Genomic DNA, 17,042 nt, shown 5'->3' with positions numbered 1-17,042 from the left:
GGAAGGGCTCAGGAAGCCTTCTTCGCCGCCTCCCCGAGCATCTTGACGAACTCGGCGGTGTGGGGGTCGGTGATCGAGAGCGGGGTCGGGTTGGCTGCGGCCGCGAGCGGATCGTTCACCGACGGCAGGACGACGACGGCACCGTTCTTCACGGCGGGGATGCGGGACAGCAGCGGGTCCGCCTGCATGGCGGCCAGCGTCGAGTCGTCCCCGTACGTCACGAGCACCTGCAGGTCACTGAACCGCTCGATGTCCTCCGTGCTGTTGACGATCCAGAACTCCTTCGAGGTCTTCGACTGCTCCTCGACGGTCTTCGGAGGCACGGTGCCGAGATCCTTCAGGAACTTCGCGCGGGGGTCTTCGAGCGTGTAGAAGCCGATCTGGCTGAGGTTGCTCGGGTCGAAAGAGCTGAACATCGCCTTCTTGCCGGCGATCTCCGGGTACTTCGCCACCTCGTCGTCGAGGGTCTTCGTCAGCGTCGACACGAGGTCCTCCGCCTGCGTCTTCAGCCCCAGCGCGGTGCCGTTGGTGATCGTCATGTCCTGCCACGTGGTGCCCCACGCGACCTCCGGGTAGGCGACGACGGGCGCGATCTTGCTGAGCTTGTCGTAGTCCGCCTGGGTCAGCCCCGAGTACGCGGCGAGGATGACATCGGGTCGGGAGTCGGCGACTCCTTCGAAGTCGATGCCCTGCGCCTCGTCGAACAGCGTGGGCGTCTTGGCACCGAGCTCCGTGAGCTTGTCCTCCACCCAGGGCAGGACACCGTCGCCGTCGTCATCGCCCCACGTCACCTTGGGCATTCCCACCGGAACGACGCCCAGGGCGAGGGCTGCTTCCTGGTTGCCCCACGCCACCGTGGCGACGCGCTCGGGCTTCTTCGCGATGGTGGTCTTACCGAACGCGTTCTCGATGGTGACGGGGAATGCGTCGCCGGCAGCTGCAGACGATGAGCCACCACCCGCGGCCGGCGCGGCGTTGGTCGCGCACCCGGTCAGAACGAGGACGGATGCTGCGGCGAGGGCGAGGGCAGTGCGGATGCGAGGCACGGAGGTCTCCTGAGGGGAATGATTAGGGTCGCCTAACCTTACCCCGAGCCGGACGGCTCCGGAAACCAGAGGTCACCTGTCAGAGGCGACTCTCGGCGTCGTCCGCCGACCGAACGCTCGCACCGCTTGCCGGGCCGTGAGGGTGGGCAGGTACGCGCGGGCCAGTGCCAGTCCGATGGCGGGAAGTGCGAGCGAGTCCGCGTACACCAGGTGCAGTCGGCGGAACTCCGGCCGGAACTTCGTCTTGAACCGGAGGAGCGATCGGAAACCGTAGACAGGTTCCAGCGATCGGCTGAGAACCGCCAGGATGGCGCGCAAGGAGGCCGACTGGCCGTCCGGATCCACATCCACCGCGAGGGGAGCTCCCGACAGGCTGACGAAGTCGAGTCCGTCGTCGCCGGCCCGGAGGATCGTCCGCGCGATGAGGAACTCCATGACGCCGTTCATGCTGTCCGGTGCCCGGCGCATGAAATCGAGCGTCCACCCGCGCACCCGCCCGTCGCTGAAGCTGGGCAGCCAGCTCGTCACGGCGTGGACGCGTCCCTCAGCGTCGACGGCGACCATGAGCATGACGGCGTCGTCCAGCAGTTCGTCGATGCCGCCGAGCGTGAACCCCATCTCGGGGAGGTCCCGTTCAGCGACCCACATCTCTGAGATATCCCGGACCTGCGCGGCCTGGCGCGGTGCCAGATCGCCGAAGCGCACCCACGACGCAGACAGTCCCTCTTTCTCCGCACGATTGATGGCGGTACGGATGTCCTTCATCTTTCCGCCCTGCAACGACCAGCCCGCGGGATGGATGACCGTCTCCTCCGCGACGGCGATCGAGTTGTACCCCCGCTCGCTCAGCCCTGCGCGGAGCTCGTCCGTGACCGAATAGAAGGCGACCGTCCACCCGTGGTGGGCGCAGTGCCGTGCGAAGGCTTCCGCGACGGCGGCGCCCTCGCCCGCCGGAGCGATCGGGTCGCCGGTGGTGATGGCCACGTCGTTGATCACGCGGTACGCGACTGCGCCGCCGCCGGGTGCGAACCAGTACTCGTTCCCGTCCCACGTCGTCATCCACGACAGGGTGCTCGGCGAGCCCGCTCGCAGCAGCGTCGTGATGCGGGCGAGAGCAGGACCTCGAGCCGTGTCGAGCGGGGACCCGCTCTGCATCCCGCGGTGCGCGATGACGATGAGGACGATCCAGAAGAGCGGACCGACCCACTGCGACGCGGCGATCGCCACAGGACCGGTCGCGACCATGTCCACCGGCTCGAAGGCCAGGAAACCGACCGGGATGAAGTGCTCCGGAAGATCGAGGATGAGGGCGCTCACCGACGCAGTCGGGGAGAACTGATCGCGGACGATCCACGCGACGACGAGGTAGGCGGTAGCGGTTCCGACGAACGCGAGCAATGCCAGCCCGACGAACTTCACGGCCACGCGTCCGGCGTCCCTCGTGGGGAAGAGCGGCCGAGCGACCATCAGCATGATCGCGATGCCCGCCGGAACCAGGGTGGCGACCAGATCGAAGGCGCCGAACTGCTCGGCGGCCGTCGACTGGAACCGCGTGTACTGGCCGGACGCGACGAGAGGGAGGAATCCGTAGTAGACCGCCGCGATGACGGCCATCAGGATGTTGAGGCCGATCGCGAGGTAGAGCCCGACGCGGCGGCCGCGATGGATGCCGCGCGCGGCGAGCAGTAGGGCGACCAACGGAAGCAGGGTGACGAGCACAGCACCCGGTCCGTCCAGGCGGGTCAGCGCGACGGCATCCAGGCACTGACGGGTGACATCGCCCGTCTCGCAGCGCGCCGCCACGAACGTGGGATCGCGGAGCGGGTCGCGGAACAGCGAGCCCAGCGGGTTCAGGACGCCGATGCTGTGCGGCGCGAGGATCGATACCAGCGGACCGAGCGCCGTCACGGCGACGACCGCCGAGAGGAGCGTGCGCGCCTCGCGGCGGGTCGCGCGGGGCCGTTTGATCTCGGGGCGACGGTGAGTCAGCAGGAGACCGGCGAGGACGCCGGCGACGCCGGCGCCCAGCCGGTACTGGTCGGCCGGCGCGCCCGCGTACAGGACCAGCACCGACAGGACGGCGAACCCGATGATCCGCACCCGTCGGCGCAGGAGAGGACGGGCGAAGGCGCTCGCCGCCATCATGGTGCCGGCCACCGCGATCGTCGGGTCGAACACGTGATGCCCGCGGGTCGCCTGCGCGCCGTACAGGTTGGATGCGAGCCCGAGCGCCTGCGCGGACAGGCCAAGGGCTATCCCGAGCACCGTGACCGCGGCGAACACCGCGAGAGTGCGGACATGGCCCATCCGGCGTTCGCTCCACCCGATCCCGACGATCACCGCGAGAAGGGTGAGGAACAGGCCGCCGGGCTTCGGGACGAAGAAGACGGCGGTGAACACCGAGAGCCAGTCGTGGTTGAGAAGGACGGTGTCGAACCCGGTCGACGCGATCGCATCGAGCGTGCGGCGGAAGTCGCCGGCCGGCCGTGTGAAGCGGTAGACGCTGGCGAGGGTGACGACCGCGGCGATCGCCCAGGTGACGGGGACGGATCGGGCCAGGCGTGCTGCGCTGCGACCCGCGGTGCGGCACCGGTCGGTGAACCCGGATGCCGCGGGCTCCGCCGTCGTCATCGGTCGAGTCCCTGGTGATCGAATCCCCAGTGGTCGGCGATAAGGACCAGACCGCGCGAGAGGATCGCGCTCCAGGCGTGGGAGTCGTGCGCCGTGTCCGGCACTTCGATGTAGTGGGTCTCCATGCCCGCGGCCCGCGCGTCCGAGACCAGGGTCCGGATGCCCGGGCGGAAGCGGTTGTCCTGTGCGCCGACGCCGAAGACGGCGATCGTGTCGGCGTAGGGAGCGTGCGCAGCCATGATGGCCGATGGGGCGGCGGCCGCGAACGCGCCGGCGTCTCCGCCGAAGCCCTCCGCGATGGTCTTCTCGTCGGGTCCGAGGGACGGATGCAGCTGGCCGGAGGCGTCGAGGATCGCGTCGAAGAGCTCGGGGTGCTCCGCGCCGAGCTGGCTCGCGCACGTCCCGCCCTGCGAGAGACCGCCCACGCCCCACGAGCCGGCGGCGAGCGTGACCGGCAGGTGCGCGCGGATCCAGCGGGGCACGTCCACCGTCAGATAGGTCGCCGAGTTGCCGGCGCGCGCGGAGTCGATGCACAGGGGATTGGTGCCCGGCGAGCCGAGCTGGTCCGGCGACACGACGATCGGCGCCAGCCCGCGATGGGCAGCCGAGTAGGCATCGAGATGGTCGCGGAGGTGATCGGTGAGGAGAGGGTCGGAGGGGGAGCCGGGCTGACCCGACATCACGATGAGGACAGGCAGGCGCGGGGGATGCCGCACCAGTGCCGCGGGGGGCAGGTAGACCACCGCCGGGCGGGCGACGAACCCGGACACCGTGGCGGGGATCTCGACGGAGGCGAGCCGGCCGCGCTCCGGCATCCCTTCCGGCTCCTGCCAGGACGCGATCGACGGTGCGTCCTCGCCGGCGGTGGCCAGGGGAGGCAACCCCTCGTCGATCGAGGTGATACCGAGGGCGCTGCCGATCGTCGGATACTGGCCGAAGTCGATGTTCACACCCATCGCAGCCGTCCCCACGAACAGAGCCGCGGCGGCGGCGCTCGAGATCGCCCGCGGCCAGGTCGGGCGCCAGAGCGATGCGAGGGCGACGCCGAGGGCGCCGGAGCACGCGATGACCCACCCGCGGACGACCGGCGTCAGGTCTGCGTCGAAGAGATCGAGGCGATCGGACAGCAGCCACGTGAGACCCCACCCGATCATCCCGCCGAGAAGCGTCGAGATGGTTGCCGTCGCGAGCCAGGGCCGCCGCCGCCAGCGGGCCGAGGGCCTTCGTGCCACCAACGTGACGAAGGAGGCAGCCGCCAGGAGGTAGACGAGGACCACGACGGGACCGTCGGTGATGTCGACGTCCAGCAGAACGTTCATGGAGCTCCTTACCCGCCCAGTCTGGTTCGCACGTCCGCCCAACCCGTAACGGACCGGGCACATCGCGGGGAGTTCATAGCTGCGCCATAGGAGCGGAGTCCCGAGAGGACGAGCGTCGGGGGAGGGTGGCGGTCGTATACTGGGGGTTTGGCCACTCGGCCGCTTTCCCCCGAAGAACGGATGTCCGCTGTGCTCGCCGTGCACGATCTCGAGATCCGCGTCGGTGCACGCACGCTCATGTCGGACGTGTCGTTCCGCGTGTCGCCCGGCGACAAGATCGGTCTCGTCGGTCGCAACGGTGCAGGGAAGACGACGCTGACCAAGGTGCTCGCGGGTGACCTCATGCCGGCCGACGGCAGAGTGGACCGCACCGGTGAACTCGGCTACCTGCCGCAGGATCCGCGCACCGGGGACCCCGAGATGCTCGCCCGCACCCGCATCCTCGACGCCCGAGGGCTGGGTTCCCTCGTGATCGGTATGCGCGAGGCCGCCGAAGGCATGGCGTCGACGGATGCCGCTGTCGCCGACCGCGCCATGCGGAAGTACGGTTCGCTCACCGAGCGGTTCGAAGCCCTCGGCGGATACGCGGCGGAGGCCGAGGCGGCGTCGATCGCGCACAACCTCTCGCTCCCGGACCGCATCCTCGACCAGCCCCTCAAGACGCTATCCGGCGGTCAGCGGCGCCGCATCGAACTCGCCCGCATCCTGTTCTCCGACGCGCAGACGATGATCCTCGACGAGCCGACGAACCACCTCGATGCCGACAGTGTCGTGTGGCTCCGCGAGTTCCTCAAGGGGTACAAGGGCGGGCTGATCGTGATCAGCCACGACATCGAACTCGTGGGCGAGACGGTCAACCGCGTGTTCTACCTCGACGCGATGCGCCAGGTCATCGACGTCTACAACATGAACTGGAAGAACTACCTTCGTCAGCGCGCCGCTGATGAGGAACGGCGTCGCAAAGAGCGCGCCAACGCCGAGAAGAAGGCCACTGCTCTCCAGCAGCAGGCCGCCCGGTTCGGCGCCAAGGCGAGCAAGGCCGCGGCCGCCCACCAGATGGTCGCCCGCGCCGAGAAGCTCCTGGCCGGCCTCGACGACGTCCGTCAGGACGACCGCGTCGCCAAGCTGCGGTTCCCCAAGCCCGCACCGTGCGGCAAGACGCCGCTCATGGCCAAGAACCTGTCGAAGTCGTACGGCTCGCTGGAGATCTTCGCCGGGGTCGACCTCGCGATCGACCGCGGGTCCCGCGTCGTCGTGCTGGGGCTGAACGGTGCCGGCAAGACGACCCTCCTGAGAATCCTCGCGGGCGTCGACAAGGCGGACACCGGCATCATCGAACCCGGCCACGGCCTGAAGATCGGGTACTACGCGCAGGAGCACGAGAACCTCGACGTCGGGCGGTCGGTCCTCGAGAACATGATGTCGGCCGCGCCGGACATCACCGCGACCGAGGCTCGCAAGGTACTCGGATCGTTCCTGTTCACCGGCGACGACGTCCTCAAGCCCGCGGGCGTCCTCTCCGGCGGCGAGAAGACGCGACTGTCGCTGGCGACGCTCGTCGTCTCTTCGGCCAACATGCTGCTGCTCGACGAGCCCACGAACAACCTCGATCCGGCATCCCGTGAGGAGATCCTCGGGGCGCTCGCGCACTACGAGGGTGCGGTCGTGCTCGTCTCGCACGACGAGGGCGCCGTCGAGGCGCTGAACCCCGAGCGCGTGCTCATCCTGCCCGACGGGGTCGAGGACATCTGGGGCCGCGACTACATCGACCTCATCACCCTGGCCTGACGCCTACCGACGGGCCCGACGCGGGTCAGCGGGCGTCGAGGAGTTCGTCCTCGGCTTCCATGTCGCGGTCGCGACGTCGCTGCGTCGGTCGGCGCGGCGGGGCATCCGGTCCGGCCTCCTCGTCCTCGCGTCGGTGACGGATCTCGGTGCGGATGATGTACCCGATGAAGGCGAACCCCATCACGGCGAACAGGATCCACTGGATCGCATAGGACAGGTACGGTCCCGGATCGGCCGACGGGTCCTCGAGCGGGTTCGGGCGGTCCGCAGGGGCGGGCGACTCGGTCGTCATGAGCACGTAGGCCGAGTCGAGGAGGGCGGAGGACTGTCCGGTCTCGGTACCGATCAGCTGCAGATCGATCGTGGGGACTTGTCCCTCGGGAGCGGAACGTCCCTCGCGAGCGGGACGTTCGCCCGGTTGCAGGCGGCCGACGACCGTCACCTCACCCGTCGGCGGCGCCGGGATGCTGTCGGGCTCAGGCTGGTCGTCGCCGGGCGGCACCCAGCCGCGGTCGACCACGACGACGCGTCCCGAATCGGTGCGGAACGGCACCAGGACCTCGAAGGCGCTCGTCCCGCCGTGCGGGCGGTTGCGGGCGAGGAGGGTCTGATCGGTGAGGTATTGGCCGGTCATCTCGACGGGTCGCCACTCGTCGTCCGGGGCGAGCGAACTCCCGTCGGGGATCAGTTCTCCCACGGGGACCGGTTCGCGCGAATAGTTCTGCGCCACGAGCCTGAGCTCGGCGTCGCGCTCGGCGTTCCGGGAGAACTGCCAGTTGGACAGGAAGGCGCAGGCGACGGCGAACACGATCGCCATCGCCAGGTATCCGCTCCAGCGGAGCGCGGTCTCGCGGTTCACGACGTCGGGGAGGGGGTCAGTGAGGCCACTTCGACGGGGAAGTTCCGTGACGCGAGGTAGTCGCGCAGGAACTCCACGTGGTCGGGACAGGCGACCCAGATCTTGCGGCGATCAGGGGAGTGGATGCGGGGATTGCGCCAGATGACCTGCCACTCGGCGTCCGCCCGGCATCCCGCGCGCGAGCACTGCGCGGACGTCATCGGTCCTCCCGAGGCGGGCTCTCCTGGATGCGGATCACGCCGTCCGTCGGTTCTTCCGGGGGAGCGGGCCGGGTAGGCGTCGCGTCGATCTCGCGAGAGGGGCGTTCGGCGACGATGACCTCCTCGCCCGTCCCGACGTTCGCCACGACGACAGCCAGGTACGGAAGGACAGCGGCGCCGGCGGCGAAGATCCAGGTCTGCCAGCCGTAGGGCGTGACGGTGACCATCAGGATGAAGCACGCCACGCGGACCGTCATCATGATGACGTAGCGACGGGTGCGGGAGCGGGCATCGACCTCGGGCGCCGTGGCGAGCGATGTCGCAGAGGGCGTGTGGTCGTGCTTGGTGCGGCGGGACGTGGGAGGGCTCCTCAGGAATACTGGCCGACGCTGGATGCCGTCGCAGCGAGCCCGATCACGACGACCAGCCAGATCACGAGCAGCAGCAGCCAGAAGCCGGCGCCGATCCAGCCCAGGATGGTGCCCCACAGCGCCATGCCGCGCCCGTTCTCACCGGACGTCTTGAGCTGCTTGAGTGCCATGTGGCCGGTGATGATGCCGGGGATCGAGGCGAGGAACGGGATGATCGTCAGGCCGACGATCGATGCCACGAGCGAGATGATCGCCAGCACGTTCGTCGGACGGGCCGGCGCGACCGCGTAGCCGTAACCCGGCTGCCCGTACGCGGGCTGGCCATAAGGCTGTCCCTGGTACTGCTGACCCTGGTACTGCGGCTGACCGTAGGCCGGGGCGGCCGTGGGCTGCGGGTGGCCGTAGGGGGGCGCCTGCGGATATGCGGGCGGTGCGTACGGCGGCGCCGCGGGCGAGGAGGCGTCCGGTGCGGGCGGGGTCGGCGGCACGTCCGGGTGCTGCGGCGAGGTGTTCGTGGCGTCGGTCACGGCCGTCTCCTTCAGGCGAGTTGCCCCCAGCCTACCGCTCGGCCGCGCCGCTAGGCTGGTGCGGTTCACCCGGTCTGGAGCAAGGAGAAGCATGACCCGCGAGCGCGTCGTCCTGGTCACTGGAGGCAACCGCGGCATCGGCCGCGCGATCGCCGAGCGGTTCGTCGCGGAGGGGTTCGCCGTCGCGGTCACCGCGCGTTCCGGAGAGGGGCCCGAAGGCACACTGACGGTCCGTGCGGACGTCACCGACGCCGCCTCGCTGGATGCCGCCTACACCGAGGTCGAGCAGAAGCTGGGGCCCGTCGAGGTGGTCGTCGCGAATGCCGGCATCACGAAGGACACCCTGCTGCTCCGCATGACCGAGGACGACTTCGACTCGGTCGTCTCGACCAACCTGGGCGGCGCCTTCCGCGTCGTCAAGCGTGCCGCGAAGGGCATGCTGCGGGCCAAGTGGGGTCGCGTCATCCTCATCTCCTCGGTCGTCGGCCTCTACGGCTCCGCTGGGCAGATCAACTACTCGTCTTCGAAGAGCGCCCTCGTCGGCTTCGCCCGTTCGCTCACCCGCGAGCTGGGTTCGCGGGGCATCACCGCGAACGTCGTCGCCCCCGGGTTCATCGAGACGGACATGACGGCGGCGCTCCCCGACGAGACGCAGGCCGACTACAAGAAGAGCATCCCGGCGGGCCGATTCGGTGCCGCCGACGAGGTCGCTGCGGCCGTCGTGTGGCTGGCGTCGGACGACGCGGCGTACATCTCCGGCGCCGTCATCCCCGTCGACGGTGGTCTCGGCATGGGGCACTGACCCGCGTCAGCGCACCGCGTCGACGATCCGCCGCGACAGTTCGGCCGGCGCCGAGAACTGCGGCCAGTGTCCGGTGCCGAGCCGGACGATCTCGGCGTCCTCGATCGCGGCGAACTCCGCGGCGAAGTCGCCCCACGCCGTGACGACCCGACGGAACGTCTCATCGTCCATGGATCCCATGAGCATCGTCACCGGCACGCGGTGACGCTCGGTGCCCTCCATCACGACGGGGTCGGTCGGCACGCGTCGGGGGACGGATGCCGCCATCGGCGCCGTGCGGGCGCGTGTCTGCTCGTCGAGGTCCGCGGTGTCCTCGGCGTCGAAGAAGTCCCACCCCGGAAAGGGGATCACCCCGTCCACGACGGGGAACTCCGAGATCTCGGCTCCGGGTGGGGGAGGCGTCGTGTCGACCAGGACGACCCGCCGGATGCGGTCGGCGCGCTGCTCGGCGGCGGCCCACGCGACGTTGCCGCCTCCGCTGTGGCCCACGAGGACCAAGGGTCCGTCGATGCTGTCGACCTCGGCGACGACCGCGTCGACCCAGTCGGCGAGGCCGATGTCGGACTTGGGGGCGCCCACGCCCGGGAGGGTCAGCGGATGCGGCGTGTGCCCCGCGTCGCGGAGGGCGGGGACGACGTCGTCCCAGGAGGAGGCTGTCAGCCAGAGGCCGGGGATCAGGATGATGTCCATGTCGGCAGGGTAAGCCGCGCCCCCGACATCCCGCACGGGGTCAGGGGAGCAGGGGGATGAGTTCCGCCAGATCGACCCGCCCGGCGACGAGGTCGGCGCGCAGGCGTACGGCGGGTTTCGCGTTGAAGGCGATGCCGAGGCCGGCGGCATCCATCATCATGAGGTCGTTCGCCCCGTCACCCACCGCGATCGTCGCGGACGGGTGCACACCGTAGGCGCCCGCCCATTCGCGCAGCGCCGAGGCCTTCGCCGCGGCGTCGACGATGTCGCCGTCGACGGAGCCGGTGAGGATGCCGTCGCCCACCGCGAGGCGGTTCGCCCGCCACACGTCGACACCGAGGTCAGGAGCGACCGTGTCGAGGATCTCGTGGAAACCGCCCGAGACGACCGCGGCGACGCCGCCGCGCTCATGGATCGCCGCGATCAGCTCGCGGACGCCCGGGGTGGGCTCGATACGGGAGAGCACTCGCTGGAACGACGCGATCGGGACGCCCGCGAGTTCGCCCACGCGCGAGCGCAGGCTCGTCGCGAAGTCGACCTCGCCCCGCATCGCCGCTTCGGTCGCCGCGGCGACCTCGGCGCCGCGGCCGGCTTCATCGGCGATGAGCTCGATGACCTCGTTGCGGATGATCGTGGAGTCGGCGTCGAACACGACGAGGAACCGGGCGTCAGGCACCCGACCACGCTATCGGCTCCGACGCCGTCGCGACGTCCGTCAGGACGGGATGCGGATGTTCTTGCCGACGACGGTGAGTCCGCTGTCGGTGACGGTGAACCCGCGGGAGAGGTCGAGCTCCCGGTCCACGCCCACCGTCGCACCCGGCTCGAGGACGACGTTCTTGTCGAGGATCGCGCGGTGCACGCGGGCGCCGGCGCCGACACTCACGTGGTCGAAGAGGACCGAGTCGGTGATGGTCGATCCGCCGCCCGACAGGGTCCAGGGACCGAGGACGCTCCGCTCGAGGTGTGTTCCCGAAAGGACGCATCCGAGCGACACGATCGAGTCGATCGCGTTCCCGATGCGGCCCACCCCGTCGCGGACGAACTTCGCGGGCGGGGAGTTGACCGACTGCGAGCGGATGGGCCAATCCATGTTGTAGAGGTTGAAGATCGGCAGCGCGGAGATCAGATCCATGTGCGCGTCGAAGAAGGAATCGATCGTGCCCACGTCGCGCCAGTAGTCGCGGTCGCGGTCGGTGGACCCCGGCACGTCGTTGCGCTTGAAGTCGTAGACCGCCGCCTCGCCGCGCGAGACGAAGTAGGGGATGATGTCGCCGCCCATGTCGTGGTTGGACGTGGGCAGTTCGCCGTCCGCTTCGACGGCCTCGATGAGGGCGTCGGTGTCGAAGATGTAGTTGCCCATCGACGCGAGCACCTCGCCCGGGTTGTCGGGGAGGCCCGCGGGATTCTGGGGCTTCTCGAGGAAGTCTCGGATCGTGATGCCGTCTGCGGGATCGACGTCGATGACGCCGAACTGGTTCGCGAGGCCGATCGGCTGGCGGATGCCGGCGACCGAAGCGCGGGCTCCCGACGCGATGTGCGCGTCGATCATCTGCTGGAAGTCCATGCGGTAGACGTGGTCGGCGCCGATGACCGCGACGATGTCGGGCTTCTCGTCGTGGATGAGGTTCAGCGACTGCAGGATGGCGTCGGCGGAGCCGGAGAACCACCGCTTCCCCAAACGCTGTTGTGCGGGTACGGACGTGACATACGACCCCAGCAGCGCCGACATGCGCCACGTCTGGGAGACGTGGCGGTCGAGGCTGTGCGACTTGTACTGCGTCAGGACGACGATCTGACGGAGCTCCGAGTTGATGAGGTTGGAGATCGCGAAGTCGATGAGACGGTACTGCCCGCCGAAGGGGACGGCGGGTTTCGCGCGATCCTGGGTGAGCGGCATGAGGCGCTTGCCCTCGCCACCGGCGAGGACGATACCGAGGACCTTGGGTGATGCTGGCATGTGCTCACACTAAGGCGATTTGCAACGGGCAAGCGAGGACTTTGGCGCGTGTTCCGCGTGGCCTAGAGTTCGGTCCATGCGCGTCGACATCGTCACGAAGGAGTACCCGCCGGAGATCTACGGCGGTGCGGGGGTCCACGTCACCGAACTCGTCTCGGCGCTGCGATCGCGTATGGAGGTCCAGGTCCGCGCGTTCGGCGCTCCGCGCGACGAGCCGGACACCACCTCGTACGCGGTCCCCGAGGGACTCATCGAGGCCAACGCCGCGGTGCAGACGCTCGGCACCGATCTCGAGATCGTCGGCGACGTCGCCGGCGCCGACGTCGTGCACAGTCACACCTGGTACGCCAACTTCGCCGGATTCCTGGCCTCGAAGCTGCACGGTATCCCTCACATCGTCACCGCCCACTCGCTCGAGCCCCTGCGTCCGTGGAAGGCCGAGCAGCTCGGCGGCGGGTACGCCGTCTCGAGCTTCGTGGAGCGCACCGCCTACGAGAACGCCGCCGCCGTGGTCGCCGTGAGCGACGGGATGCGGCGCGACATCCTGCGGAGCTACCCCGCCCTCGACCCGGCCAAGGTGCGGGTCATCTACAACGGGATCGACGTCGAGGCCTGGCAGCCCCGCGAGGATCCGGAGCTCCTGTCGCGCTGGGATATCGACCCGTCGCGGCCGTCGGTCGTCTTCGTCGGCCGCATCACACGTCAGAAGGGCCTGCCGTACTTCCTGCGGGCGGCGGAGCTCCTGCCGCCCGAGGTGCAGCTCGTCCTCTGCGCCGGCGCTCCCGACACCCCGGAGATCATGGCGGAGGTCCAGGGTCTGGTCCGGAAGCTCCAGGAGACGCGCGACGGTGTCGTGTGGATCGAGGAGTTCCTGCCGCGGCCGGATCTCTGCGCCATTCTGACCTCGGCCACCACGTTCGTCTGCCCGTCGATCTACGAGCCCCTCGGCATCGTCAACCTCGAGGCGATGGCGTGCGGCGCCGCAGTCGTCGGGACGGCGACCGGCGGCATCCCGGAGGTCGTCATCGACGGCGTGACGGGGCGCCTCGTCCCGATCGACCAGGTCGAGGACGGCACGGGAACACCGGTCGACCCCGAGCGTTTCGTCGCCGACCTGGCCGCGACGCTGACCGAGGTCGTGTCCGACCCCGAGAAGGCCCGCGCCTACGGCCGGGCCGGTCGCGAGCGGGCGGCATCCGACTTCAGCTGGGAAGCGATCGCGGATGCCACGGCGGACCTATACCGAGAGGTCACCGCGACCGGCCGGTAGCCTGCCGGCCGGGGCTCAGCCGGTCGATAGGCTGGGAGCATGCCTCAGTTGCTCGAACTCGCCGACGTCGTCGTCCGCCGCAATGCCCGCAACATCGTCGACGGGATCGACTGGACCGTCGACGCGGATCAGCGGTGGGTCGTCCTCGGCCCCAACGGTGCCGGCAAGACCACGGTGCTCCAGCTCGCCGCGACCCTCGCCCACCCGAGTTCGGGCACGGTCACCGTCCTCGACGAGGTCCTCGGGCGCACTGACGTGTTCGACCTCCGCCCCCGGATCGGGTTCGCCTCGTCGGCCATGGCCAAGCGGGTGCCGCAGGACGAGACGGTCCTCGACGTCGTCCTGACCGCTGCCTACGCCGTGGTCGGACGCTGGCGCGAGGACTACGAGGCGATCGACGAGCGTCGTGCGCGACGGGTCCTCGGGGAGTGGGGTCTCGCCGACCTGGCCGACCGCACCTTCGGCACCCTCTCGGACGGGGAGCAGAAGCGCGTCCAGATCGCGCGCGCCGTCATGACCGACCCAGAGCTCCTCCTGCTCGACGAGCCCACAGCGAGCCTCGACCTCGGCGCCCGCGAAGAGCTCCTGAGCCTGCTGAGCGGGTATGCGAAGGAGGAGTCGACGCCCGCGATGATCATGGTCACGCACCACGTCGAGGAGATCCCCGTCGGCTTCACGCACGTCCTCCTGCTGCGCGACGGCGCCGCGGTCGCCCAGGGACCGATCGCGGAGACCCTGACGGCGGAGAACCTGACGGCGACCTTCGGGATGCCGATCACGCTGACGTCGGAGGACGGCCGGTTCGCCGCGCGCGCGGCATCCTGATAGAATCTTGCGTTGGCGCGTTCGCGCTGCAGACTTTCACCCGCTCCTGGCAAAATCCAGGGCACTTCGTGAGGAACCCAATGAAGACTGACATCCACCCCGAGTACCGCGCCGTCGTTTTCCGCGACCTCGGCTCCGGCGAGACCTTCCTGACCCGTTCGACGGTCTCGAGCGACAAGACGATCGAGCTGGACGGCGAGACCTACCCGGTCATCGACGTCGAGATCTCGTCCGCTTCGCACCCGTTCTACACGGGCAAGCAGCGCATCATGGACTCGGCCGGTCGCGTCGAGAAGTTCAACCAGCGCTTCAAGAACTTCGGCAGCAAGTAAGCAGCCGTCCTCGAAGGCCCCGCTCCGGCGGGGCCTTCGTCGTTTCCGGATGCGGCCCGGTCAGCGGATCGGCCAGCTGCCGTCCACGTCGGCGTCGAGTCGGCCGATGCGGACGAAGTACTCGGTGAGGCTCTCGGCCTGCGCACGCGCCCAGGCCACCTGCTGCGTGTGGAGGTCGTGAGCCGAGACATCGAGGTCGAAGCGCGCGGCGATCGCCTGCGCGACGCGGCCCGCGGCGATCGCATCGGCCGCGGCGTCGTGCGCCCCTTCGAGGGCGACGGAGTAGTGCGCGGCGACGACCTCGAGCGTGCGCTTGCCGCGGCGGTACCGGTCGTAGGTCTTGTCGACGACGAGCGGGTCGATGACCGGCGACGGTGACTCGATCGGCGCGACACCGTGACGGATGCCCTCGTATTTGAGCAGCGAGAAGTCGAAGGGCGCGTTGTAGGCGACGACCGGGATGCCGGCGGCGAACAGGTCGCGCAGCGTGGCGGTCACCTCGGCGACGACCTCCGCGGCAGGGCGGCCCTCGGTGCGGGCCCGCTCGGTCGTGATGCCGTGGACCGCCGTCGCCCCTGCGGGGATCTCGACCCCGGGGTCTGCGAGCCAGGTGCGCGCGTCGATCACGGCGCCGGAAGCGTCGAGCACGCCGACGTGGGCGCTGACGATCCGGTCGGAGCGGACGTCGATACCGGTCGTCTCGAGGTCGAAGACGCCCAGCGGGCCCGCACACGGACCCGGCGAGACCGATTCGGTGGGGACCTCGGCGACCACGACGGACTCGACCGTGGCGGGCTCGGGGCGGGCGATCGCGGAGGCGACCTCAGCAGGAGCGGCCTCGTCCCACGTGTCGTCATCCCACAGCGGAAGTTCGTGCCAAGCGCCCATGCTCCGACGCTACGGTCGACCGCGGACATCGGGTCGGACGACGCGCCGCCGGGCAGGAGGCGGATCGCCCCCTCGTAGACTCAACGGGTGACTGCCGTGAATCCGTACGCCGAGCGCCTCGCGGCCGTCCCCGTCGAGCGACACGAGGTGACCGTCGCGGGTACTCCGACGGCGTACTGGGTCTACGGACCGGCGGATGCCGAGACCACGATCCTCGCGGTCCACGGCTTCCGCGGCGACCACCACGGTCTCGAACCGATCGTGGCGCAGCTCGACGGCATCCGCGTGATCTCGCCGGACCTCCCCGGCTTCGGTGAGACCCCGGCGTTCGCGGGCCGGCATGATCTCGACGCCTACGCGTCGTGGCTGACCGCCTTCGCCGACGAGGTCGCACCCGGGGCGGTCGTCCTCGGGCACTCCTTCGGCTCGATCGTCTCGTCGGCGGCCGTTGCACGCGGGCTCGCGACGCCGCGACTGATCCTCGTGAACCCCATCGGGGCGCCCGCGCTCGAGGGGCCCCGCGGCATCCTCACGCGCCTCGCGATCTTCTACTACTGGGCCGGCGCGCGGCTGCCCCGGCCGCTCGGCGACGCGCTGCTGCGCAACCGTGTCATCGTGCGGGTGACGAGCGTCGCGATGGCCAAGACGCGGGACCGTGGCCTCCGCGCCTTCATCCACGACCAGCACGACACCTACTTCTCGCGGTTCGCCGACCGCGACACCCTGCACGAGGCGTTCGTCACCTCGGTGTCGCACGACGTGCGCGAAGCCGCCGGGCGCATCGACGTCCCGACGCTCCTCATCGCGGCCGAGAACGACGACATCACGCCGCTGTCGGCCCAGTTCGAGCTGCAGCAGATGTTCCGGGATGCCGACCTCGTCGTCATCCCCCAGGTGGGGCACCTGATCCACTACGAGACGCCGCGGGCCGCGGCATCCGCCATCACGCGCTTTCTTCGGCCTTACGCCGACGGTACGCGTTGACGTTCATGCGGTTGCCGCAGTTGCCGGTGTCGCAGTAGCGCTTCGAGCCGTTCTTCGAGTAATCGATGTAGACGGCCTCGCAGTCGTCGGCTGAGCAGACGCGCACGCGGTCGAACTCGTCGGAACGGATGACGTCGACGAAGGCCATGGCCACCTCGACGGTGATGCGGGTGGCGAGCGGTGCGGCGTCGTCGGTGGCGTGGATGTGCCAGTCGTAGCCGTCGTGGATGACGAGCTGGGGGAGCGCCCGGCCGTCACGGAGCATGGCATTGACGATCGGCACCGCGGCGACGCGGTCGCCGGTCCAGAGCTGACGCAGTTGCGACCGAGCGGAGCGGAGTTGGTCCAGCTCGACATCGTCGCGGCGGATCGCTCCCGTGTACGGATACTCCTGCAGGAACTCGGTCATGTCGTCGAGGTTCGCGAGTCTGTCCACCCCCTCGCCGTCGATCTCGGGGAGGGAGTTCACGAGCGCGGTCGCCGCGCGCAACGCATTTTCCGTGTCATGGATGAACATGGTGTTGACTCCTGACGCGTGCCATCGCTAATG

18 protein-coding genes are annotated in these 17,042 nt (G+C 69.6%); 6 read left to right on the top strand and 12 right to left on the bottom strand.

The features are described 5' to 3' along the window. Positions 1-8: 8 nt before the first annotated feature. From H286_RS0106235 to H286_RS0106225, 3 genes are all read right to left on the bottom strand, one after another. Positions 9-1,046 carry an iron-siderophore ABC transporter substrate-binding protein gene (locus H286_RS0106235; RefSeq protein WP_020097496.1) on the bottom strand — a complete coding sequence of 346 codons (1,038 nt, stop codon included), beginning with the start codon at positions 1,044-1,046 and terminating at the stop codon, positions 9-11. Positions 1,047-1,118: 72 nt separating this feature from the next. Then, entirely contained in the window at positions 1,119-3,677 is a 2,559-nt protein-coding gene (locus H286_RS0106230) for a bifunctional lysylphosphatidylglycerol flippase/synthetase MprF (RefSeq protein ID WP_020097495.1), read from the bottom strand. Continuing rightward, the gene (locus H286_RS0106225; RefSeq protein ID WP_020097494.1) at positions 3,674-4,996 is read right to left on the bottom strand and encodes an alpha/beta hydrolase; all 1,323 of its coding nucleotides are present in this window, start codon (positions 4,994-4,996) and stop codon (positions 3,674-3,676) included. Before H286_RS0106225 ends, H286_RS0106230 begins: the two co-directional genes overlap by 4 nt. 189 nt (positions 4,997-5,185) lie before the next feature. Here H286_RS0106225 and H286_RS0106220 point away from each other — a divergent pair, with 189 nt between their 5' ends. After that, positions 5,186-6,784 (top strand): ABC-F family ATP-binding cassette domain-containing protein, encoded by a 1,599-nt coding sequence (locus H286_RS0106220; RefSeq protein ID WP_026302832.1) that lies wholly within the window; start codon positions 5,186-5,188, stop codon positions 6,782-6,784. Positions 6,785-6,809: 25 nt separating this feature from the next. Here H286_RS0106220 and H286_RS0106215 read toward each other — a convergent pair whose 3' ends face one another. From H286_RS0106215 to H286_RS0106200, 4 genes are read right to left on the bottom strand one after another with little or no spacing between them, the layout of a single operon-like run. Then, on the bottom strand, positions 6,810-7,643 hold the full coding sequence (locus H286_RS0106215) for an SURF1 family cytochrome oxidase biogenesis protein (RefSeq protein ID WP_018186529.1): 834 nt from the start codon (positions 7,641-7,643) through the stop codon (positions 6,810-6,812). After that, positions 7,640-7,843, bottom strand: a complete 204-nt coding sequence (locus H286_RS0106210) for a hypothetical protein (RefSeq protein ID WP_018186530.1) — start codon at positions 7,841-7,843, stop codon at positions 7,640-7,642. Before H286_RS0106210 ends, H286_RS0106215 begins: the two co-directional genes overlap by 4 nt. Further along, a complete protein-coding gene (locus H286_RS15205) occupies positions 7,840-8,331 on the bottom strand; it encodes a DUF3099 domain-containing protein (RefSeq protein ID WP_269208864.1) in 492 nt (163 codons plus the stop codon). Before H286_RS15205 ends, H286_RS0106210 begins: the two co-directional genes overlap by 4 nt. After that, positions 8,214-8,741 (bottom strand): DUF4190 domain-containing protein, encoded by a 528-nt coding sequence (locus tag H286_RS0106200; protein WP_020097492.1) that lies wholly within the window; start codon positions 8,739-8,741, stop codon positions 8,214-8,216. Before H286_RS0106200 ends, H286_RS15205 begins: the two co-directional genes overlap by 118 nt. A gap of 91 nt (positions 8,742-8,832) precedes the next feature. Between H286_RS0106200 and fabG the strand changes: the two genes are divergently transcribed. Then, a complete protein-coding gene (gene fabG / locus H286_RS0106195; protein ID WP_018186533.1) occupies positions 8,833-9,543 on the top strand; it encodes a 3-oxoacyl-ACP reductase FabG in 711 nt (236 codons plus the stop codon). Between the two features lie 6 nt (positions 9,544-9,549). Here the strand turns inward: fabG and H286_RS0106190 are convergent, their stop codons facing one another. Genes H286_RS0106190 through glgC form a run of 3 tightly spaced genes read right to left on the bottom strand, consistent with a single transcriptional unit; the run spans position 9,550 to position 12,193 of the window. Further along, positions 9,550-10,233: an alpha/beta fold hydrolase gene (locus tag H286_RS0106190; protein ID WP_020097491.1), complete on the bottom strand. Its 684-nt coding sequence runs from the start codon at positions 10,231-10,233 to the stop codon at positions 9,550-9,552. 40 nt (positions 10,234-10,273) lie between these two features. Continuing rightward, positions 10,274-10,909, bottom strand: a complete 636-nt coding sequence (serB, locus tag H286_RS0106185; protein WP_020097490.1) for a phosphoserine phosphatase SerB — start codon at positions 10,907-10,909, stop codon at positions 10,274-10,276. Positions 10,910-10,948: 39 nt separating this feature from the next. After that, entirely contained in the window at positions 10,949-12,193 is a 1,245-nt protein-coding gene (gene glgC, locus H286_RS0106180; RefSeq protein WP_018186536.1) for a glucose-1-phosphate adenylyltransferase, read from the bottom strand. Between the two features lie 76 nt (positions 12,194-12,269). On the opposite strand from glgC, the gene glgA reads away from it, so the two are divergent. From glgA to H286_RS0106165, 3 genes are all read left to right on the top strand, one after another. Further along, the gene (gene glgA / locus H286_RS0106175; protein ID WP_020097489.1) at positions 12,270-13,463 is read left to right on the top strand and encodes a glycogen synthase; all 1,194 of its coding nucleotides are present in this window, start codon (positions 12,270-12,272) and stop codon (positions 13,461-13,463) included. A 39-nt stretch (positions 13,464-13,502) separates the two neighbouring features. After that, a complete protein-coding gene (locus H286_RS0106170; RefSeq protein ID WP_020097488.1) occupies positions 13,503-14,288 on the top strand; it encodes an ABC transporter ATP-binding protein in 786 nt (261 codons plus the stop codon). An 80-nt stretch (positions 14,289-14,368) separates the two neighbouring features. Then, the gene (locus H286_RS0106165; protein WP_018186539.1) at positions 14,369-14,620 is read left to right on the top strand and encodes a type B 50S ribosomal protein L31; all 252 of its coding nucleotides are present in this window, start codon (positions 14,369-14,371) and stop codon (positions 14,618-14,620) included. A gap of 60 nt (positions 14,621-14,680) precedes the next feature. Here the strand turns inward: H286_RS0106165 and H286_RS14475 are convergent, their stop codons facing one another. After that, complete coding sequence (locus H286_RS14475; protein WP_020097487.1) at positions 14,681-15,508, bottom strand: exonuclease domain-containing protein; 828 nt, start codon at positions 15,506-15,508, stop codon at positions 14,681-14,683. Between the two features lie 87 nt (positions 15,509-15,595). Between H286_RS14475 and H286_RS0106155 the strand changes: the two genes are divergently transcribed. Then, the gene (locus tag H286_RS0106155; protein WP_018186541.1) at positions 15,596-16,492 is read left to right on the top strand and encodes an alpha/beta fold hydrolase; all 897 of its coding nucleotides are present in this window, start codon (positions 15,596-15,598) and stop codon (positions 16,490-16,492) included. Here the strand turns inward: H286_RS0106155 and H286_RS0106150 are convergent. Then, positions 16,452-17,009, bottom strand: a complete 558-nt coding sequence (locus H286_RS0106150) for a CGNR zinc finger domain-containing protein (protein WP_018186542.1) — start codon at positions 17,007-17,009, stop codon at positions 16,452-16,454. The genes H286_RS0106155 and H286_RS0106150 overlap by 41 nt on opposite strands. Between the last annotated feature and the right edge of the window lie 33 nt (positions 17,010-17,042).

The sequence above is a fragment of the Microbacterium sp. 11MF genome, from assembly GCF_000383475.1.
Taxonomy (GTDB): Bacteria; Actinomycetota; Actinomycetes; order Actinomycetales; family Microbacteriaceae; genus Microbacterium; species Microbacterium aquilitoris.
This window is presented reverse-complemented; position numbering and strand designations above follow the sequence as displayed.